Below are 21,324 nucleotides of genomic sequence, written 5' to 3'. Positions count from 1 at the left end.
TCTAACAACAGCCCACATAAAACATCAACTGTAAACTGGTATATCTGACAGTTTACAGGGCTACTCTATTGAGCTCTGATTAGTTAATCCATGAGTGAGCGATGGTTACCTATTTGTGGATTCTTTGTTAATTGCCAGGGAGAAAGCAATCATGAACGTAGCCGCAAGGAATACCCGCACACAAGACTACTTCGACGTCACGTTGGAGGATGCCGCCCCCTTCAAGGCCAGCGGGACGGCACTGCGCAGTAGCACAAGCCCTAACCGGGGTGAAACCTGGGTGGTGGAAGCCACTGAAAAGGATGACGATGAAAAGCGCCTGCGGGTGTTTATCATCGTATTTTCCAAGACACTCACCAGCGGGAGCCATAAGGTCGGTGAGGACAAACAAGGCTTCGTTAGCATTGAACTCGTTGATTACACGGACCCACAAAACCCGGCCAGTGAGTTGGCAATTTCAGGCGATATAGAAATTCAGCTCGACGTTGCAGGCAGCCACTTTTCAGGTGACTTTACCGTGCAGATCAAAAAGAAAGACGCTCATGCTCGCTCCACCGCGGCCGATGGAAAATTCGATACTCTGTTAACCAGCGCGAAATAACAAATAAAAAGCCCTGCCTCAATAGAGACAGGGCTTATAGGATTGGACGCGATAAATAATTAATCGCCCATTACCACTTGAATTGAATGCCTACCGTCCCGCCGATCGGCATTTCAATGTTGTTGCCGTTCATGTACTCGACCTCGGCATTCACACTTAAGCGATCGGTCAAACTCATGGCGATGCCTGCGCCCAACTCGACACGCGATCCGGAAAGGTCATGGTTGAACGCATTGTCATTGACCTTGAACTCATTGCTCTTGGAAAACTCGTGGGCCACAGCGGCGCGCACATAGGGCTGCACAGTGCCACCACGACTCATTGGAATGTCGCGGCCTGCCGTCACGCCAGCCTTGCCCAGCAACGAGTAAGACCGGTCGCCCCTGGCCTGCAAGCCATTGTCCAGGTCATAACTCTGCCCCTGAACAAACACAGTCGACCACTGAGTAAACGGCTCGACAAAGTAACCATCCTTGAGCTTGATGTGCCGCCCGAACTCCACCGAGCCGCCCAGACCGGTCGTGTTGTAATCGCCTTTGGCACGCTGACCGTCGCTCATTGCAACTTTCGCGTTGTTCTGGAAGCGGTTGAGTTTGATAACGCCATCGGCGTAGTACCCACTCACGTCATCCAGCCAGGTCAGATAGCTGCCCACGTAGTAACTTTTGACCGACCCGGAGCTGCCCTGACTCAGGTCCAGGTCCGAGGTGCTGTGCCCCGCCATCACACCCAGCAACCATTGACCATCGCCGAACGCAACCGGCGCATCGGCGCCCAGGGCGAAGCCTTGTTGCGTTTGTCGATACCCGCCACCGTAGGCATCATCAACGTTGTACTTGTTGCCGTAAACACGACTCCAGGCCCCGGACTTGTCGGTGTTGAACCGCACTTCGCCCATGCGGCTGCGCAATGACGTCAGCTCGCCATACCAAACGGTGGGTGCCGTGTTGAACAACGCACTGACCACGCGGGTGGACGGGCTGACAGTGCGTTTTGTCGGATCAAGGAACCAGTCATTGTTGGCGACATCTTTACTGAGGCCGTAGGAATATGTACCCAGATCGACCGCGCCATTGGTATTAGCCAACGAAAAAACCGCATCGCCGCCCTCGGTGCGCACCACGGTAATCGGCTGACCACTGGCCGGATCGACACCCGTGCTTTCAATCAACAGTTCATGTTGACCACTGGCCGTACCCGTGACATTCAAGACGTCCGTTTCGCCTGTGGTGAAATGGGTGCCCATGTAAAACAGGCCTTCACCCGACAGGTGGGCCACGTCCAGTTGATAGTAGGCATCACGGTCGCCAAACCTGACAGCGCCGCCGTCCATCGCCAGTTCACCGACCTGACTGTTGCCGGTCAGGGTCCATACGGACTGATGGTCGATGCCTACCGCCGCGACATTTTCCATGCGCCCGGTCAGGTGCGAGCCCTGCTGCAATTGCACCGTTGCAGTGCTACCGGCCTCGGCGACCACATCACCGGTCAGTGCGCCCTGAGTGAAGTTCAGGTGGGCGCTGCTGTTGCCAGCCACCTGGACATTCCCCTCCAGCGCGCTATTGCCAACGGTCATGTTCACCGAGGCGCCACGCCGCACGTCCACGATAGTGCCATTGCCGCCCACAAGGGTGGAGCCGTTGAGGATTTGAATATCCGTGCTGCCGGCATGTCCGGCATTGTCAACGACGATCGCGGAGCCGGTTTTGCCCTCAACGTGCGAGTTGTCCAGCACCAACTGGCTGCTTTTGCCCAACGCTCCGACTTCAATCGTCACGCCGTTTTGCCCGCCGATGATCTGCGAACGATCACTGGCCGACGCCGAACCACTTCGCAGTTTCAGCCCGTTACTGATAGCGCCTGTACCCTCGATCGTCGAGTTCGACAGGCCGAGGTGACTGAACGCGTTCACCCAGGCGCCGGTTTGTTGTCCGCTAATGTGGCTCTGGCTGACGGTGGCTGTCGATCCCGTTGTGGAGCCTTCAAAATGAGCCACCAACAGACCCGTGTTAATACTGGAAATCGTGCTGTTGGTAATCGTTGCCGTGCTCTCGACCAATTCGAGTCCGGCGTCGCCGACCGTATTGTTCACGGTGGCATTGTCGAGGCGGACACTGGAACCGCTCTCGGCATAAATGTGCTGGGTAGTACCTCCCAAAACGTTCAGCGTCGACTGCGAGGCCTGAATATCCAAAGCCTCACCGCCATTGATGGTCAACATTGCGTCCCTGTCCAACGCCCAGGACTCAACCGGAGCACTGGCGTCGATCGCCCAATGTTCCCCGATCAGGTCTCGAGCACTGGCTTCGCTGGCCATCAACGACATCAGAGCCAGCGAAGACCCTCCCAATGCAATGGCAAGAGGTTTCAAGTTAAAGCGGGTGTTCATCGACATCGTGGATACGTCCATCTGATGATCTTTCCAAATGGAAGGATTCGAAGAGTTCGGCAGAAACCGGCTCTGCCCGTCAGCGCCGAGAGACTACGGATGCAAACACCTATCGTATGTAGGACTTTTCTTGGCGGCTTGCAGGTGTATTCCTGCAAATAGATGCAAGGCGGAAACACAGGTGTTTCCGCCCTTTGTGGCGAGACTTGTCCTTATTTACTTACGGGTGGGAGTTCCTTCGCAGTAATGTCCGTCGCCAATCAAGTCCACTTCCTTGATAACAGAGGCCGACGGTATCGTCTGTCCACCCACCGGCACTTCGTACCACACTTTGATGTAGCCATTGGGTTGGCCACTGCCCGGTGCAGGCTGGATAGGCTTGATGTACTGAAGGTACGGTTTGATGTCGACCGCAAACTCCGTCTCCGCTCCACCAACTGTATAGGGCCCATAGAACTCAGTCCCGAGTATTGGTTGCAGACCCTCTTTGTCTAATGTACCGATCGAACGGACAACAACCACCTTGTTCTGCATGTATAACGGATCTACATCGACCTCTACTTTCAGCCAACGATCTGTAGACTCTTCATCGCCCCCCAGCGCCTCACAGTTGACCACATCCCCATCTTCGATCGGAATCGTGGGCGGCGGGAACGTCACACTTGCTTCTTCAACGGTTACCGTCTGTAACTGAGACGACATTCTGTTAGGTTGATTTGGGTATTCGATGGTCCAGTTAGCCTTAATGATTCCAGAGCCAACTTCTTCGAGGATCTCACGGGTGATAGTTGCCCTGAGTTCAGTTTCATCACCTTCCAGATTTTTTTGGAAAACCTGTTTCCCCCCGTACCACATAAAGACACGCTCATTCGCCCCGGACTTCCAGCCATTACCTGCTTCCACCATAGGGGTGGAAATGTAGACAGCGCCTTTCAAGTCTTCTGCCGTTAGTTTGTTCGGCACATTAGATGCGCCGATAACGGTTACATTGACCATGTTCTTGTTCGTATCACTTGGCAATTCTTCGGAAATCGGACCTGCGTAATTAAAGTTCAGAAGAAAAGTTTCTTGAGGTGAAGGCCTGGCGGCCTGGATACCCCGTTTGTGTTCGTAATATGCCATGACTTCGACGGAACCTTTAGCATCACCAAACAATGGCGCCAAGTGTTCGTGATAGTACATTGGGAAGGTCAGGAACAACTGACTTCCCAGGTCCCTTGTCCCCAACGAGTATTTTTTCGTACCGGCAAGGTCCGAGATGAACCCTTCGACCTTGTCATTGCTCAGCCCGTTTACAGGCCGTGTCACTTCTACAACAACGGTGCCTTTCAGATCGCCAAGGTCGAGCGTATCCGGCTTTATGGCACTGGGGACTTTCGGCTTATCAAGTACGGCTGCCGGATGGACATTCACTTCTATGAACTGATCACGCGAAACACTACTGACGTTCCCGGAGACATCAGTCAACCGGTAATACAGGTAATATTTTTTATTTTGCAGAGTGAGCCCGGCCACTGAAAAAAACACTTGGCCATTAGCGGGTAACGCGCCAGAGAACACAAGGTCTGATGGTGCTGATTGTGAATAGTTCTCTGAGAAGAACACCTCGACCTGGTCATCGGACCTATAGAACGCATAGTTAACCGGAATGTTCACTTCCACTAAAGTGTTCCTGTCCAGCCAGTCATTGTCCAGGTCCTTGCCTGGAAGCGGGCTTCGAAACACTCCACCTGTCGGCTGATTGACCGCGTCTGTCTGTTTGTTCTTGTAGGGTTGATAACGGTCCACCCCGAGTTTCACATAAGGTGGGGTGCTCCAGTTATTGCCTGTGCCGCTCTTGACCTCGATGCGTACCTCATACACTGTCGATGAGGTTTGCGATGTGCTCCAATTATCGAGCAACTTGTCGGTCGGGAAATCTATCTCCTTCGGCCATTTCCGATCAGCAACTAGCCCAAGGTCTGTCGAAGGAACAATGATGGTTAGTGGAAGGTTTGGCCCCCTGAGCCTGACTCGATACGTGTCTCCATCATGAGGAGGATTAATTGCATCCCCAACGTATTCGCTCAGTAGCGCCTTAATCGCTCCCACATTAAGCATCGACTTGGGTACCAGATTATCAACCAGCAAACCTTCAATAGTGGTTTCAGCAGCCGACGAGCCAGGCTCATCCGCCCCCAAACGAAGTTTAGCCCGGGATTGTTCAGCCAGTTCCCAGGCTGTCAGTGGCGCTGTTCCTAAATCCTGTTTAGCCGTCATTGCGTACGCTCCATCACCGTTAAACACTTAATTTGAACTCAGCCGCTCTACGCCTGAGATCGCATCAACCTCTCCCGCTGTTCATGACGACAGGAGCTGCTGATTCCCTTGTCCCGGTGAAAATTAAACGCCCTATCGCTGATACCGGCTACTGTCAGATCTGACAGGTCTTTAGACCGTTCGTCTGTTTTAGTACCTCTGTGCGGATTGGTCCGCCACCGACACACTTGACGCACACAAGGCTTTGGTGTTTTCTGAAACCGGTTTCAGCGCCACCCATGACAATTCCAAAAAAGGCTTCGAACCGTGAACACATTTTCCAGCGCCCAGCGCAGCCGCGTGACCATGCTCGATGTGGCCCAGCACGCCGGTGTGTCCAAGGCCAGCGTCTCGCGCTTCATCGGCGAGGACCGCGCCCTGCTTTCCGATGCCACAGCCTTGCGGATCGAGCAGGCCATTGCCGAGTTGGGTTACCGCCCGAACCAGATGGCCCGAGGCCTGAAACGCGGGCGCACGCGGCTGATCGGCATGCTGATGGCCGATATCCGTAACCCGTATTCGATTGCCGTGATGCATGGCGTCGAAACCGCCTGCCGCCAGCACGGCTACAGCCTGGTGGTGTGCAACACCGACCGCGATGACGAACAGGAACGCCAGCATCTGGCGGCGTTACGCTCCTACAACATCGAAGGCCTGATCGTGAACACCCTCGGCCATCACCTTACTGAGCTGCGCGAACTGCACCGCGAACTGCCCATGGTACTGGTGGACCGCAAGGTCGATCTGCTCGACAGCGACCTGGTCGGGCTGGACAACCCGGCAGCGGTGGACCTGGCGTTAAACCACCTGCATGAACGCGGTTACCGCGACATCCTGCTGGTCACAGAAGCCGACGACGGCACCAGCTCACGGGTCGAACGGATCAACCGTTTCAAGGCGCAGATGGCCCAAAAATCCGACTCACAAGGCTCAGTGCTTGAGATCGACAGCACGCTGAACTCGCACCTGAGCACCTTCCTTGCCTCGACCGGCCCCGGACCTAAAGCCTTGTTTTGTGCCAATGGTGTGGCGGCACTTGCCGGCACCCGTGCCTTGCGTGAGGTGGGCTGCCCACTGTTTGATGACATCGGCCTGATCGCCCTGGATGACCTGGACTGGTATCCACTGGTGGGCAGCGGCATTACCGCCCTCGCCCAGCCCACCGCCGAGATGGGTGCCAGCGCCTTCGACTGTTTGCTCAAGCGTTTGCGCGGCGACGACGGGCCGGTACGCCGGCTGGATTTTGCGGCACGGCTGATTGAGCGTGGGTCTACCCGTGGGATTTTGGGTTGACTATTTTTTTGAACAAAAATGAAACCGGTTTCAGGGACCAATAACAATGACTAAATCACCCGTTTCCATCAGCCTCTCCAGCTACGGCGCCGATCTGGTTCGTCAGCGTGGGCAGTTAGCGTTTGTCGAGTTGCTGGCCAAGGGCCGGTGCCGACTGCATCGAGCTGCGCGAAGAACTGCTCACCGATGAAGTACCGGAAACAGTAGCCAGCGCCGTCGCGCAGCACGGTTTGGCCTGCGTGTACTCCGCGCCGCTGGAGTTGTGGCTGGCCGGTCAGTCGCGGCCCAACCCGCTGCTGGCGGATACCCTGTTGCGGGCCCAGGCGTTCGGCGCTCGTTGGCTGAAAGTGTCCCTGGGGTACTTCACCGACACCCATGACCTGCAAGCACTTGCCCTTCTCCTCAACCGGAGCCCGTTGCGCCTGCTGGTGGAAAACGACCAGACCTTGCACGGCGGCCGGATCGAACCCTTTCAACGGTTTTTCGCCGAGGTCGAACAGCAGGCCCTGCCGATCCGGATGACTTTCGACATCGGCAACTGGCACTGGCAAGACCAATCGCCCCTCAGCGCCGCGCGATTGCTGGGGCGGTATGTCGGTTACGTGCATTGCAAAGCCGTGGAGCGGCGGGCCGACGGCAAAACAGTCGCCATCGCGCCCGCGCCAAGTGACCTGCTGCAATGGGAGCACCTGCTGCACCAGATGCCACACGGCGTGATACGTGCGGTGGAGTACCCGCTGCAAGGCAATGACCTGGTGCAGTTGACCGCCGAGCATGTCGCCACCCTCGCCCATCTCGGTCAATCCCGACGGGAGAATGCTCATGTCTGAATTCGATGTGCTGTCGTTTGGCGAAACCATGGCGATGTTCGTCGCCGAAACCTGCGGGGACCTGACGCAGGTTGAACACTTCCACAAACGCATTGCCGGCGCGGACAGCAACGTCGCCATCGGCCTTGCACGCCTCGGTTTCAACGTGGCGTGGCTGAGCCGGGTCGGGACCGACTCGCTGGGCAGCTTTGTCACTCAAACGTTAAAAGAAGAAGGCCTGGAGTGCGCGTACGTCGACATAGACCCTGTAAACCCCACGGGTTTTCAACTCAAGTCCCGCGCCAACGACGGCAGCGACCCGCAGGTCGAGTACTTTCGGCGCGGCTCTGCGGCCAGCCATTTGTCTGTGCAGTCGATTGTCCCTGAACTGCTCGGCGCCCGGCATCTGCATGCCACTGGCATCCCCCCGGCGCTGTCGCCCTCGGTGCGCGACCTGTCGTTTGAACTGATGAGCCGCATGCGGGCGGCCGGGCGCAGTATCTCGTTCGACCCCAACTTGCGTCCCAACCTCTGGGCCAGCGAACCGTTGATGATCCGCGAGATCAACCGGCTCGCCGCCCTCGCCCACTGGGTGTTGCCGGGGCTGAGCGAGGGGCGCTTGCTCAGCGGTTTCGACCAACCTTGCGACATCGCCGCGTTTTACCTGGACCTCGGCGCCGAGGCCGTGGCGATCAAACTCGGCCCTGAAGGCGCCTATTACCGAACACACACCGACGAAGGCTTCGTGCCGGGCGTACCGGTACAGACCGTGGTCGACACGGTCGGCGCGGGCGATGGTTTTGCCGTCGGCATGATCAGCGCTCTGCTGGAGAAACACAGCATCGTCGAGGCGGTGCAACGTGCCAACTGGATCGGCAGCCGCGCCGTGCAAAGCCGTGGCGACATGGAGGGCTTGCCGACCCGTGCTCAGTTATCCGTCGAGTTTGAGACCGCCAATCGCGAGCAGGCTCGCTCCCACAGGGGATCGGTTTCGAACATCAATTCTATTCCCGAGGCAAATGAACTGTGGGGGCGAGCTTGATCCGGGCGGCGATCCGACGATGAGGGCTGCACCGTCACTGAATGTTTGAACCGTTACCTGTTGCGACAAAAACAACAAGCTCAGGAGCACCACCATGCAAACCCCTACACTCGCCAGCCGTCGCTGGTGGTACATCATGCCGATCGTGTTCATCACCTACAGCCTGGCGTATCTGGACCGCGCCAATTATGGTTTTGCCGCCGCCTCGGGCATGGCCGCCGACCTGATGATTACCCCAGGCTTGTCATCGCTGTTGGGCGCACTGTTTTTCCTCGGTTACTTTTTCTTCCAGGTGCCGGGAGCGATCTACGCACAAAAACACAGCGTGAAGAAACTGATCTTCGTCAGCCTGATTCTCTGGGGCGGCCTGGCCACGCTGACCGGCGTGGTCTCCAACGCCTACATGCTGATTGTCATCCGCTTCATGCTCGGGGTGGTCGAGGCCGCCGTTATGCCGGCGATGCTGGTTTACCTGTGCCATTGGTTCACCCGTGCCGAGCGCTCGCGGGCCAATACCTTCCTGATCCTCGGCAACCCGGTGACCATGCTCTGGATGTCGGTGGTCTCGGGCTATCTGGTGCAGCACTTCAGCTGGCGCTGGATGTTCATCATCGAAGGCCTGCCCGCCGTGCTGTGGGCCTTTATCTGGTGGCGTCTGGCTGATGATCGGCCCGCCGATGCCAAATGGCTCAGCCCCGCAGAAAAGCGCGATCTGCAAAGCGCGCTGGCCGCCGAGCAGGTCGGGATCAAAGCGGTGAAAAACTACGCCGAGGCGTTCCGTTCACCAAAGGTAATCGTCCTCGCCCTGCAATTTTTCTGCTGGAGCATCGGCGTCTACGGCTTCGTGCTGTGGTTGCCGTCGATCCTCAAGCACGGCGCGCACATGGACATGGTCGAGGCCGGTTGGTTGTCGGCGTTGCCCTACCTCGCGGCGGTGATTGCCATGCTCGGGGTGTCCTGGGGCTCGGACCGGATTCAACGGCGCAAGCGTTTCGTCTGGCCGCCGCTGCTGATCGCCTCGATTGCCTTCTACGGTTCTTACGCCTTGGGCGCTGAACATTTCTGGTGGTCGTACACGCTGCTGGTGATTGCCGGCGCCTGCATGTACGCGCCCTACGGGCCGTTTTTTGCCATCGTCCCGGAAATCCTCCCGGCCAACGTCGCGGGTGGCGCCATGGCCCTGATCAACAGCATGGGCGCCCTCGGCTCATTTGGCGGTTCTTATCTGGTGGGTTACCTCAACAGTTCAACCGGCTCGCCCGGTGCGTCCTACCTGTTGATGAGCGGTGCCTTGCTGCTGTCGGTGGTGCTGACGCTGTTCCTCAATCCCGGCGCCAGTGACCGGGCACAACCCAAGGTCGCCGCGCATCGTCCCGTAGTCGCCCATTCCTGAATTGAAAACGAGACCGAACCGATGAAAAAACACGTCGTTGTGTACAAGAAACTTTCGCCGCCGTTGATGGCCCGACTTGAGGCACAGGCCCACGTGACGCTGATCGAAACCCTCGATACCGACGGCTTGGCGCAGCTGTGCCAGGCCCTGCCCCACGCTCAGGGGCCTGCTCGGTGCAAGCCTGAAACTCGACGCCGCGCTGCTCGACCTCGCACCCAGGCTTGAAGCCATCGCCAGCGTGTCGGTGGGCGTCGACAACTACGACATCGACTACCTGACCGAGCGCCGGGTCCTGCTCAGCAACACCCCGGACGTGTTGACCGAAACCACCGCCGACACCGGTTTCGCGTTGATCCTGGCGACTGCACGGCGGGTAGTGGAACTGGCCAATCTGGTGCGTGCCGGACAATGGACACGCAACATCGGCCCGGCCCATTTCGGCAGCGACGTGCACGGCAAGACGCTGGGGATTATCGGCATGGGGCGGATCGGGGAGGCACTGGCTCAACGTGGGCACTTCGGTTTTGGCATGCCGGTTATTTATCACAGCCACTCGCCCAAGCCGGCGGTGGAACAGCGCTTCAACGCGCAGTTTCGCAGCCTGAATCAGCTGTTGCAGGAAGCTGACTTCATTTGCCTGACGCTGCCGTTGACCACCGAAACCCAAGGCTTGATCGGCGCGCAGGCGTTCGCCCTGATGCGGTCCGACAGCATCTTCATCAATATTTCACGGGGCAAAGTGGTCGATGAGGCGGCGTTGATCGAAGCCTTGCAGCAAGGCCGGATTCGCGGGGCGGGGCTGGACGTGTTCGAACGTGAACCGTTGGCTGCCGACTCGCAGCTGTTGCAATTGAGCAACGTGGTGGCGACGCCGCACATCGGTTCCGCGACCCATGAAACCCGTGAGGCCATGGCGCGCTGCGCGGTAGAGAACCTGCTGACGGCATTGGCCGGCGAACGCCCGGCCAACCTGGTGAATCCCCTTGCGTGGCAGCCGAAAGCCTGACCACGCCAGAGGATCGAGCAGCACCGCGGTCTGCCTGGCAAACCGCGGTAACGCGCCGAATCAGGCCAGGCTTTTGCTGACCACTTCAAACACATCGCTGGACAGCTCGCCCGAGGCACGAATGCGCTCAAGCTCTGTCTTCATCAGGGCCTGACGCGCATCGTCGTACTTACGCCAGCGGGTCAACGGCGCCAATTGGCGCGAAGCGATCTGCGGGTTCAAGGCGTTCAACTCGATCACCAGGTCCGCCAGGAAGCGGTAGCCCGAACCGTCAGCGGCATGGAAGTTGATCAGGTTCTGCCCGGCAAACGCACCGATCAGTGCCCGCACCTTGTTCGGGTTCTTGATGTTGAACGCCGGGTGCTGCATCAGCGCCTTGACCCGTGCCAGACCACCCGGCAGAACGCTGCCGGCCTGCACACTGAACCATTGGTCCATGACCAGCGGGTTGTCCTTGAAGTGCTCGGCAAAACTGGCCAGCGCGGTGGCTTTTTCGGCCTCGAACGGCGAGTTCACCAACACCGCGAGCGCCGTCAAGCGCTCGGTCATGTTGTCGCACGTCTCGAACTGCTCCAGCGTCGCCGCCAGCACGTCAGGTTTGCCGCTGAGCATCAGGTACGACAGTGCGATGTTTTGCAGGCCACGCCGGGCAAAGTGCTCGGCTTCGGCAACGTAAGCGGTTTTCTTCGACAACTCGCGGTTGGCCTGATAACGCTGCCACAAGGCGTCGAACAGGTGCTCGGCCAGTTGCTTGCGCGCAAACTCTCGGGCGCTATGAATCGCCTCGACATCCGCCACTTCACTGATTTCGGTGAGGTAGGCTTCGCTTGGCAGCGAGAGCATTTCCGCGACCATGGCCTGATCCAGGGTGTCGTCCGCCAACACGGTGCGCAAGGCACTGACCAGACGCTGATCGAGCACCAACGGGGCGCCTTGCTGGTGCTGGGTGATGAGTTCCTGCAACACCTGCACCGACAACTGCTGGCCGGCATCCCAACGGTTGAACCCGTCGCTGTCGTGCTGCATCAGGAACATCAACTGATCGCGGCTGTACGGGAAGCTCAGTTTCACCGGCGCCGAGAAGCCACGCAGCAAGGATGGCAACGGTTGCTCAGCGACATCGACGAACGTGAAGGTCTGCTCGGCTTCGGTCACCGACAACACGCGGGACGTTTCGCCAGCCGTCGCTTCACCGGCCAGGCGCAGGGCCAGCGGCGCACCGTTACGGTCCAGCAGACCCAGTTCGACCGGAATCACGAACGGCAGCTTTTCAACTTTGTCCGGGGTTTGCGGGCAGCTCTGACGGAACGTCAAGCTGTAGGTTTGCGCAGCAGCATCATAAGACTCGCTGACCGCCAAACGCGGCGTGCCCGCCTGGCTGTACCAGCGCTTGAACTGGGTCAGGTCAACACCATTGGCGTCTTCCATGGCCTTGATAAAGTCGTCACAGGTCACGGCCTGGCCGTCGTGGCGCTCGAAATACAGGTCGCTGCCCTTACGGAAACCGTCGCCCCCCAGCAAGGTGTGGATCATGCGCACCACTTCCGAACCCTTTTCGTAGACCGTCAGGGTGTAGAAGTTGGAGATTTCGATAAAGCTGTCCGGGCGCACGGCGTGGGCCATGGGGCCGGCGTCTTCGGCGAACTGGTGCGTGCGCAGGTAGGCCACGTCCTGGATGCGCTTGACCGTGGCCGAGTTCATGTCGGCGGAGAAGACCGAATCGCGGAACACCGTGAAGCCTTCCTTGAGCGACAGCTGGAACCAGTCGCGGCAGGTCACGCGGTTGCCCGACCAGTTGTGGAAGTATTCGTGGGCCACGATGGCTTCGACACGCTGGTGCGCGGCGTCGGTCGCGGTTTCGGCGCGGGCCAGCACGGCGCTGGAGTTGAAGATGTTGAGGCCCTTGTTCTCCATGGCGCCCATGTTGAAGTCGTTGACCGCCACGATCATGAAGATGTCCAGGTCGTACTCGCGACCGTAGACTTCTTCGTCCCAGCGCATGGACTTCTTCAGGCTGTTCATGGCGTGCTGGCATTTGTCGATGTTTTCCGGCTCGACGTAAATGCGCAGCGCCACCGAGCGCTCGGTCATGGTGGTGAAGGCGTCCTCGACGCACCACAAGTCACCCGCCACCAGCGCAAACAGGTACGCCGGTTTCATGAACGGGTCTTCCCAGGTTGCCCAGTGACGGCCATCGTCCTGCGGGCCGCTGCCCACCGGGTTGCCGTTGGACAACAGCACCGGGTAACGATGCTGCTCGGCAATGACCGTGGTGGTGAAGACGCTCATCACGTCCGGGCGATCGAGGTAATAGGTGATCTTGCGGAAACCTTCGGCCTCGCACTGGGTGCAGTACATGCCGCCGGATTTGTACAGCCCTTCAAGGGCGGTATTGGTTTCCGGGTGAATCTTGACGCTGGTATCGACCGTGAAGTGTTCGCGGGTCGGGTGCAGGGTCAGGTGGCTGTCAGTCACTTGATAGTCAGCGGTGCCCAGTTCGGCGTCCGCCAGTTTCACCGACAGCAACTCCAACTGCTGGCCATCGAGCACCAGCGGCGGCAAACCCGCGCCACGGGCCGGATTGCGGCGCATCACCAGTTGCGCATGGACCAGGCTGTGGTCCTCGAACAACTCGAAGGTCAGGTGCGTCTCGTCGATCAGGTATTCGGGGGCCTGATAGTCCTTCAGGTAAATCATCTTCGGTTGTTCGGTGCGCATGCGGGAGTCCTTCTACTGGGGCACGCCTAGTGATGCACGGCGAGTTGGTAAGCCGTGTATTTACGAATATTGATGACACCAGTGTCGAAGATCAGGTACTGGCCCTTGATCCCCATCAGCGTGCCTTCGGCAATCGGGTTCTTGTCCAGGTTGAAGCTGACAATCTTGGCCGGGTACTGCTCGACCGGGTAACGGATTTCAATCGGCTCGATGTCGCTGACCGGTTGAATGGCTTGCAGCCCGAAGCGTTCCTGCAACCCTTGCAGGCCTTCGGCGCAACTGGCGAACAACTGATCGCGAACCTGAGCCAGGTCCACCGCGACCGCATCGCCCTTGAGCAACGCGCGCCAGTTGGTTTTATCGGCCACCTGACTGCGAAACAGGTCTTCGACGAAACCCGACTGCTGACGGGTCGAGACCCGCATGATCGGCAACGCCTGGCTCGCGCCCTGGTCGAGCCAGCGCGTCGGCAACTGGGTGGCGCGGGTAATCCCGACCTTGACCCCCGACGAGTTGGCCAGATAGACCACATGATCGGTCATGCAGAACTGCTCGCCCCAGGCCGGATCACGGCAGGTGCCGGCGTCGAAATGGCAGCGCTCCGGGCTCATGATGCAGAGGTCGCACTGCGCCAGTTTGGTCATGCACGGGTAGCAGTAACCCTGGCTGAAACTGGTTTTGGTCTTGCGTCCGCAATGGGTACAGTGAATCGCCCCCAGGTATTCCAGGCGCACGGTGCTGCCGATCAGGGGATTGACCGGCACCTCGGTGTCGTCCAGGCGAAACGCGTACTGCACGGCCGACGCGTCGAGGCGCGCCGACATCTTGCTGATTGCACCACGGCCAATCTCGATCAATGGATGGCATCCGACTTGAACAGGATATTCGGCACTTCGATCGACTTGGAGCTGCATTCCTGCGGCCCCATGTAACCGGTGCGCTCTTCCTCGGGCAGGTTCTGCATCTCCCAGGCGATCATCGCTTGCAGCGACAGTTCACGCTGTTCGGCGGTGAGCTTGCCACCGTCGGACCACTTGCCGATCTCGACCGCCAGTTTCAGGCTCTGGTAGATCTCGGGGGTGATGTTGTTGATCATTTCACTAAACGAGGACATGACGTCTCCACACAAAAATTTAGACGGCCAGTTTACGGCGGCTGTAGACGCCACCCAACAAACCGGTAAGGCATCCGACGAGCAGCCCGCCGACGTGCGCCGCATTGGCGATTTCGCCGAAACCGATCATCGAGACCAGCCCCGACAGGCACAGCAGCAGCCACACCAGCATCATCACCAGTACCCCGCGAGGCAGGCGATAGGCCGGGTTCGGCGACAGCAGTTGATAGATCCAGCAATGCCCGAGCAGGCCATACAGCACGCCCGACAGGCCGCCGAACAAACCCGGGCCGCCGTAATAGTACTGGGCGTAGTTCGACACCAGGCTGAACAGCAACGTCAAACCCAACAGGTTGATGCTGCCCTGACGCAACTCGATGCGCCGCCCCAGTTCCCAGTACCACATGCCGTTCATGGCCAGGTGCAGGAAGCCGAAGTGGATCAGCATCGGTGTGATCAGCCGCCACCACTGCCCCGCCGCCAGGCTGTCGGCCAATGGCGTGAACTGGATGTACTCGCCCGCGATGCGAAACTCAAGAAAGGTCAGCCAGCGCATCGTGTCGAGGTTGTCACCGAGCAGCGTCACCGCGCCGACAATCACACTCAGCAGCAACACCAGCGCCGTCATCGGGCTATGACGCAATTGCTCGACAAAGCCCGGGCGCTGCATTGGCACTTGCATCGCCGGAATGTCCAACTGCTGCTCGGGATCGCCGGCCGGAAAGCGTTCGTACAAGGAGCGCACATCTTCGCTGATCGAGTCCGGCACCCAGAGCACCTGTTCGCCCGCCTCTTCGCTGACGCGATGGGGCACTTGCATGCGTTGCAGCAACTGGACGAACCCGCTCAAGTCCACCGCCAGCGGCAGGCGTAATACCGCGACTGCACTCATTGCACCCCCTCCGGCCGCTCGACATCGACCCAGACAAATTTACGGGGGTCGAGACGGGTTTCCTGATCCAGTCGATACGCGACCAGTTTGCCGTAAAGCACGGCGCTGTAATCCAGGCATGCCAGGTTCGGCCGGATCGGCGCCGGTTTGCCACTGCGCCAGTAATGCCCGACGAACAGCAAGGGTTCGTCGACGCCGTAGCGCAGCAAGGTGTCTTTCTCCACCGAGGACAGTGGCGTGCGGGCGACCGGCTCAGGCAAGGCGTCGGGCTGGAACACGATGTCGCCGTAGGTTTGCGGGTTGTCTTCCCAGAACTTGGTGCGGAAGAACGAACGCGTCAGACCGTCGCCGCTGGTCATGGTCAACCCGTGCGGCAGGCGCATGTCGGTGCCGCGCAGCAAGCGGTCGAACGCCATGCAGGCGAAACTGCCGGACACGGCGGCAGCCTGGAGGAAGTGTTCATCGACGCAGCCATCGGGGTGCTGGCCACGCAACACGTCGATCAAGCCACCGTCCCAGCACGCATGCACCACCCGGAAACGACCGGCATCGACGAACAGCGGCATCTCGTAGAACCACGCGAGAAAGTCGTGCCAGTCCGCCGGATGGTGCGCAAATTGGGTCAGGGTCTCGTCGATCAGCCGGGCGTGGCGTGGCGTGTGATCGCGCACGTACTGCTTGCCGCTGCCGGGCGGTGCCGGGGTGCTCCAGCCCAGGGCGTTGAACTCATGGTTGCCCATGATGCACAGCGCCTGACCGGCCTCGACCATGTCGTGAACGATGTGCAGCGCCTCGCGAATCCGCGGGCCGCGGTCAATGATGTCGCCGAGAAACACGGCCATGCGGGATGGATGGCGCCAGACGCCTGCCACCTTGTGGTACCCGAGTCGGTCAAGCAGATGCTCAAGGGTATGAGCGCAACCGTGCACGTCACCGATCAGGTCGTAGCTACGCGCGGGATCGAGCATCAGTCGCCTCCACCCCCCAACCGGCTGCCCCAGCCAAGCTTGGTCCGGCAGACTTCGTAATAGTTGTGGTCCAGCGGATGAATCAGCCGCAGTTTCTGCGCCTTCTTGCTGACAGTGATGGTGTCACCCGGCGCGCAGGTGAAATGGTTCTGCCCGTCACAGGAGACTTGCGGGTAGATCTGCATATCCTTGGACACGACGATTTTCAACTCGCTGTTGCCATCGACCACGATGGGCCTTCCTGACAAGGTATGGGGGTACATCGGCACAATCACAATGGCATCGAGCTTGGGATGCATGATCGGCCCGCCCGCCGACAGCGCGTAGGCGGTCGAACCGGTGGGCGTGGCGACGATCAGGCCGTCGGCCTTCTGGCTGCACACGAACTGGCCGTCGATGTACAACTCGAACTCGATCATCCGCGTCGACTTGCCGGGGTGCAGCACCACGTCGTTGAGTGCATCGCCCTGGCCAATGGCCTCGGCGTGGCGACGGACTTCGGCTTGCAGCAGGAAGCGGTTCTCGACCAGATAATGCCCGTCGAGCACTTCGGCGACTTTGACTTCCAGTTCATCCGGGCGGATGTCGGTCAGAAAACCCAGGTTGCCACGGTTGATCCCCAGCACCGGGACGTTGTGCCGCGCCAGGGCCCGAGCCGCGCCGAGCAGGCTGCCGTCACCGCCCACGACGATGACCATGTCACAGACTTCACCGAGCATCTTGCGCGACGAGGTTTGCAAGCCGTGGCCCGGCAGGACTTCGGCGATGGTGTCCTCGAGAATCACGTGCAAATGACGGTCCAGCAGGAATCGTTTCAGTCGGCGAACGGTATCCAGCACCTGCGAACTGCCCAGGCGACCGATGATGCCGATATTACGAAATTGCTCCATGGGGCTCCTGCGAGGGTCTGCGACGGCGAAAACCACGATTATGGGCGAAAGCGGGCCGTAGACAAAATCCTTTCAGCCACGACGTTAGGCGCTATGCTCGCAACATGATCCTGTTCCCCGACTTGCTCGACCTGCCGCGTCAGTTGCGCCAGCCGCCCGTGCGCGATCTCGCGTGGGTCATTCTCGCCCCACCCATGCTCGACCAGACGCCCTGGCCACAGCGCCACCCGCTGGCCGGCAGCGACTGGGTGCAGGCACCCGAGCTGTTGGCGCATTGGCTCCGGCAACTGGACCAGGACAGTCACACCTTGCAGCACTGGCTGCAATTGGGCAGAACCCATCGCCTGGGCCTCTATTACGAACGCTTGTGGCAATTTGCGGTACAGCACGCGCCAGGCGTGCAGCTACTGGCGGCCAACCTGCCGATCCGGCGCGGCGGACATACCCTGGGCGAACTGGACATGCTGCTGCGTGATCGTGACGGAGTCCACCACCTGGAACTGGCCATCAAACTGTACCTCGGACCGCAAAACGGCAATGGCCAGCACACCGAGCAGTGGTTGGGACCCGGTTGCCATGACCGGCTTGACCGCAAGCTGGCCCACCTGAGCGAGCACCAACTGCCGATCTCCGCCCGGGCCGAAAGCCTGGAAATGCTCGGCGCCCTGGACATTCAACACTTCAGCGCACACCTGTGGCTCGGCGGATACCTGCTCTACCCCTGGCCCGGCAAGGCCTCGCCGCCCCTCGGCGCCCACCCGCAACACTTGCACGGGCGCTGGCTGCATCAGCGCGACTGGCCTGCCTTCATCGCCCAGAGCCCGCCCGGCCTCTGGCAACCCCTGCCACGCCACGCCTGGCTTGCCCCGGCGCACTACTCCCCCGAGCACACGTGGGACGAAGCACAACTGGCGCAATGGCTTGACGCACTGGCCGTCGATGCTCCGGCGCAATTACTGGTGCGCCTGGTGCAAACCCCTTCCGGGAACTGGGAAGAGGCCGAACGGTTGTTTCTGGTCGCTGACCGCTGGCCGAACGTCCCGGGGGTTTGAGCGGGTGCAGATTCAAACGGTTTGAGCACAGGCGTACCCCCATATATTTATTACCGTTAATGGCGTATTTGAAAAAAGAATAACGTTATGCAAAAACAGTATCCAAACGAACATGGAAAGCCGCTTTAACTTCTGCCGACGGGCTGTTATTGGCCAGCGAGTACTTAAATGCCGCACATACTGGGCAAGTCGCGATTGACGCACTGCATACCACCCAACCCGCTCATGACTTCAAAAAAATAACACCTACCAAATCTGGTAGGTGTCACAGAATCTGCCTTCCTACATATTCGGATCCGCTATATACGAATGCGACGAGCGCCATTGATAACTGCACGCTCAAGAAAAGTTCGCTCGCCACCTCTAATAACAGCAGATGCCTATTGATGACGCACTGTATACAAAGACCTATGCGTCAGACCCCTACTTAATATCAGACAAGCTTTAGAAGACGCATGGCCCGGACTTTCCACAGGGCCCGTCTCCAGGAAAACGTCGATGATCATTAAAGCCGGATGCTACCTTCTTTCGCTCTCACTGCTCAGCGCCACGCCTGCCATGGCGGCCGGTCAACCCGCTGAAGGCACGCCGCAACAGCGCGCCACGGCGCTGACCCAGTCCATGACCCTGGACGAAAAAATCTCGCTGCTGCACCTGCCTTTCGGGCTGCCGGTCAGGGGCACCCCCATACCGCCGGGCGCGCTGGGGACCGCGGCCTACTGGCCCGGGATCTCCCGCCTCAACCTGCCGGCCCTGCACATCAGCGACGCGAGCCTGGGCGTCGCCAACCCCAGCGGCATTCGTGTCGGCGACAACGCAACGGCCATGCCTTCAGGGCTGGCATTGGCAGCAACATTCGACCCTGCGCTGGCCCGGGCCCAAGGCGAGGTGATCGGCCAGGAAGCGCACGCCAAAGGCTTCGCAGTGATGCTCGCCGGCGGTGTGAACCTCACCCGCGAGCCGCGCAACGGCCGTAACTTCGAGTACCTGGGCGAAGACCCGCTGCTGGCAGGCACCCTGGCCGGCCAGAGCATCGCGGGCATTCAAAGCCGCAATGTGGTGTCAACCATCAAGCACTTTGCGCTGAATGCCCAGGAAACCGGCAAAGTCATGGTCAGTTCCAACCTTCAGGAAGCTGCGGCCCGTGAGTCGGACCTGCTGGCATTTCAACTGGCCATCGAAACGGGCAAGCCTGGCGCGGTGATGACCGGCTACAACCGCATCAACGGTGTGTACGCCGAAGAAAACGATTTCCTGATCAACCAGGTATTGAAAGGCGACTGGAATTACCCAGGCTGGGTCATGTCCGACTGGGGCGCCACCCACTCCACGGAAAAAGCCGTGTTGGCCGGGCTGGACCAACAGTCGGGCGAGAACCTGGACCCCGAGGTCTTCTTCGGCGCGCCGCTGAAAAAAGCCGTGACCGACGGTGCCGTATCGCAGGCCCGGCTCGATGACATGGTCAGTCGCATCCTGCGCAGCCTGTTCGCCGTGGGCAGCCTGGACAACCCGGCGACCGTTGCCGGCGTCGACTTCGACAGCCATGCTCGCGTCGCCCAGAGAATTGCCGAGCAAGGCATCGTGCTGCTCAAGAACGACCACAACCAATTGCCCCTGGCCAAGAACCTCAAGCGCATTGTGGTGATCGGCCGCCATGCCGACAAAGGCGTGCTGTCGGGCGGCGGCTCCAGCCAGGTCATTCCCGTGGGCAGCCTGCGGGTACCCTCGCCGGTCAAAAACAATCCGTTTATCGACACGATCATTTATCACCCCTCCTCGCCGCTGGACGCGATTCGCGCGCACGCCGGCAAGGCTGAAATCGTCTACAACGACGGTTCGGACCTGGCGAAAGCCACGCAACTGGCCGGTACGGCCGATGCGGTCATCCTGTTTGCCGAACAGTGGATGGCCGAGGCCATCGACGCCCGCGACCTGAGCCTGCCCAACGATCAGGAACGACTGATTCAAGCGATTGCCGCCGCAAACCCCAGGACCGTGGTGGTACTGGAAACCGGCGGGCCAGTGAAGATGCCGTGGCTCAAGCAGGTGCCAGCGGTGGTCGAGGCCTGGTATTCCGGTTCCAGGGGCGGCCAGGCGATTGCCGGCGTTTTGTTTGGCCGGGTCAATCCGTCCGGGCGCCTGCCCATGACCTTCCCCCAGGACGAGCAACAGTTGCCACGCCCGCTGATGCAGGACCCGGCGACCACCACGTCCAACCCGGGCGAACCGCGCCGGGGCCTGTTTGATGTGAGCTACGACATAGAAGGCGCGGACGTGGGCTACAAGTGGTTCGCCCGTGAAGGCAAGACGCCGCTGTTCCCCTTTGGTCACGGGCTGTCCTATACCCGTTTCAGCTACGACCAGCTCCACGCCAGCGTCGACGAAGACGCTCGACTGGTGATCCGCATGGCGGTGACCAACCACGGCGGCCGCGCCGGGACCGACACCCCGCAGTTTTACGTCAAGGGGCTTGAAGGCGTCCCCGCGCGCCTGGCGGGATGGCAACGCATCACCCTGGCCCCCGGCGAAACAGGCCAGGTGTCCGTGACTGTCGATCCGCGCCTGCTGGCCCGATTCGACTCGACGAACAGCGGCTGGCACATCCGCCCCGGCCAGTACCGCATCAGTGCCGGCATCAATGCCCTGGAGCACCCGCTGTCGACCCAGATAGAACTGAAAGAGCAACGCCTGGCCCCTTAGGCAGAGCGCGAGGACGGGGGAGCCGCCGCAGGGTCAATCCCCCCGTTCGTAACAGATGCCCATGCTCATCACGCAACGTGCCGAGCACCACCCGATGCACTCGACAACGGCCTGAACAGTTCATCAGTCCGTTGCACTCACTGTTTAAAAATAACTAAT

General features: G+C 59.8%; 14 protein-coding genes and 2 pseudogenes. 8 read left to right on the top strand and 8 right to left on the bottom strand.

Annotated features, from left to right (window positions below):
* Positions 1–151: 151 nt before the first annotated feature.
* Positions 152–601: a hypothetical protein gene (locus AABM54_RS12420; RefSeq protein WP_347905925.1), complete on the top strand. Its 450-nt coding sequence runs from the start codon at positions 152–154 to the stop codon at positions 599–601.
* A gap of 70 nt (positions 602–671) precedes the next feature.
* On the opposite strand, the gene AABM54_RS12415 is transcribed toward AABM54_RS12420, so the two are convergent.
* Both AABM54_RS12415 and AABM54_RS12410 read right to left on the bottom strand, forming a co-directional pair.
* On the bottom strand, positions 672–3,011 hold the full coding sequence (locus AABM54_RS12415) for an autotransporter outer membrane beta-barrel domain-containing protein (RefSeq protein WP_347905924.1): 2,340 nt from the start codon (positions 3,009–3,011) through the stop codon (positions 672–674).
* 195 nt (positions 3,012–3,206) lie between these two features.
* Entirely contained in the window at positions 3,207–5,249 is a 2,043-nt protein-coding gene (locus AABM54_RS12410) for a hypothetical protein (protein WP_347905923.1), read from the bottom strand.
* A 306-nt stretch (positions 5,250–5,555) separates the two neighbouring features.
* Between AABM54_RS12410 and AABM54_RS12405 the strand changes: the two genes are divergently transcribed.
* From AABM54_RS12405 to AABM54_RS12385, 5 genes and pseudogenes are all read left to right on the top strand, one after another.
* Positions 5,556–6,581 (top strand): LacI family DNA-binding transcriptional regulator, encoded by a 1,026-nt coding sequence (locus AABM54_RS12405; protein ID WP_347905921.1) that lies wholly within the window; start codon positions 5,556–5,558, stop codon positions 6,579–6,581.
* 46 nt (positions 6,582–6,627) lie between these two features.
* Positions 6,628–7,411, top strand: a pseudogene (locus AABM54_RS12400) (sugar phosphate isomerase/epimerase family protein).
* A complete protein-coding gene (locus AABM54_RS12395) occupies positions 7,404–8,432 on the top strand; it encodes a sugar kinase (RefSeq protein WP_347905920.1) in 1,029 nt (342 codons plus the stop codon). Before AABM54_RS12400 ends, AABM54_RS12395 begins: the two are co-directional and overlap by 8 nt.
* A gap of 94 nt (positions 8,433–8,526) precedes the next feature.
* Positions 8,527–9,825 (top strand): MFS transporter, encoded by a 1,299-nt coding sequence (locus AABM54_RS12390; RefSeq protein WP_347905918.1) that lies wholly within the window; start codon positions 8,527–8,529, stop codon positions 9,823–9,825.
* Between the two features lie 21 nt (positions 9,826–9,846).
* Positions 9,847–10,831: pseudogene (locus tag AABM54_RS12385) on the top strand (NAD(P)-dependent oxidoreductase).
* 60 nt (positions 10,832–10,891) lie between these two features.
* Here the strand turns inward: AABM54_RS12385 and pepN are convergent.
* From pepN to AABM54_RS12355, 6 genes are read right to left on the bottom strand one after another with little or no spacing between them, the layout of a single operon-like run.
* Entirely contained in the window at positions 10,892–13,549 is a 2,658-nt protein-coding gene (gene pepN, locus AABM54_RS12380; protein ID WP_347905917.1) for an aminopeptidase N, read from the bottom strand.
* A 26-nt stretch (positions 13,550–13,575) separates the two neighbouring features.
* Entirely contained in the window at positions 13,576–14,406 is an 831-nt protein-coding gene (locus AABM54_RS12375; RefSeq protein WP_347905915.1) for a DUF2797 domain-containing protein, read from the bottom strand.
* Positions 14,403–14,663, bottom strand: coding sequence for a DUF1315 family protein (locus AABM54_RS12370; protein WP_347905913.1), 261 nt, complete (start codon positions 14,661–14,663; stop codon positions 14,403–14,405). Before AABM54_RS12370 ends, AABM54_RS12375 begins: the two co-directional genes overlap by 4 nt.
* A 19-nt stretch (positions 14,664–14,682) precedes the next feature.
* Positions 14,683–15,555 (bottom strand): rhomboid family intramembrane serine protease, encoded by an 873-nt coding sequence (locus AABM54_RS12365; RefSeq protein WP_347905911.1) that lies wholly within the window; start codon positions 15,553–15,555, stop codon positions 14,683–14,685.
* Positions 15,552–16,523 (bottom strand): metallophosphoesterase, encoded by a 972-nt coding sequence (locus AABM54_RS12360; protein ID WP_347905909.1) that lies wholly within the window; start codon positions 16,521–16,523, stop codon positions 15,552–15,554. The genes AABM54_RS12365 and AABM54_RS12360 overlap by 4 nt, the downstream gene beginning before the upstream one ends.
* Entirely contained in the window at positions 16,523–17,413 is an 891-nt protein-coding gene (locus AABM54_RS12355; protein ID WP_347905907.1) for an NAD(+) kinase, read from the bottom strand. The genes AABM54_RS12360 and AABM54_RS12355 overlap by 1 nt, the downstream gene beginning before the upstream one ends.
* A gap of 104 nt (positions 17,414–17,517) precedes the next feature.
* Between AABM54_RS12355 and AABM54_RS12350 the strand changes: the two genes are divergently transcribed.
* Together AABM54_RS12350 and AABM54_RS12345 are read left to right on the top strand one after the other, a co-directional pair.
* Positions 17,518–18,465, top strand: coding sequence for a DUF1853 family protein (locus AABM54_RS12350; protein ID WP_347905906.1), 948 nt, complete (start codon positions 17,518–17,520; stop codon positions 18,463–18,465).
* Positions 18,466–18,963: 498 nt separating this feature from the next.
* Positions 18,964–21,165, top strand: coding sequence for a glycoside hydrolase family 3 C-terminal domain-containing protein (locus AABM54_RS12345; RefSeq protein WP_347905904.1), 2,202 nt, complete (start codon positions 18,964–18,966; stop codon positions 21,163–21,165).
* The last annotated feature ends 159 nt before the right edge of the window (positions 21,166–21,324 follow it).

The organism is Pseudomonas purpurea, from assembly GCF_039908635.1.
Classification (GTDB): domain Bacteria; phylum Pseudomonadota; class Gammaproteobacteria; order Pseudomonadales; family Pseudomonadaceae; genus Aquipseudomonas; species Aquipseudomonas purpurea.
Note: the sequence above shows the minus strand (reverse complement) of the source record. Positions and strands in the feature narration are given on the sequence as shown.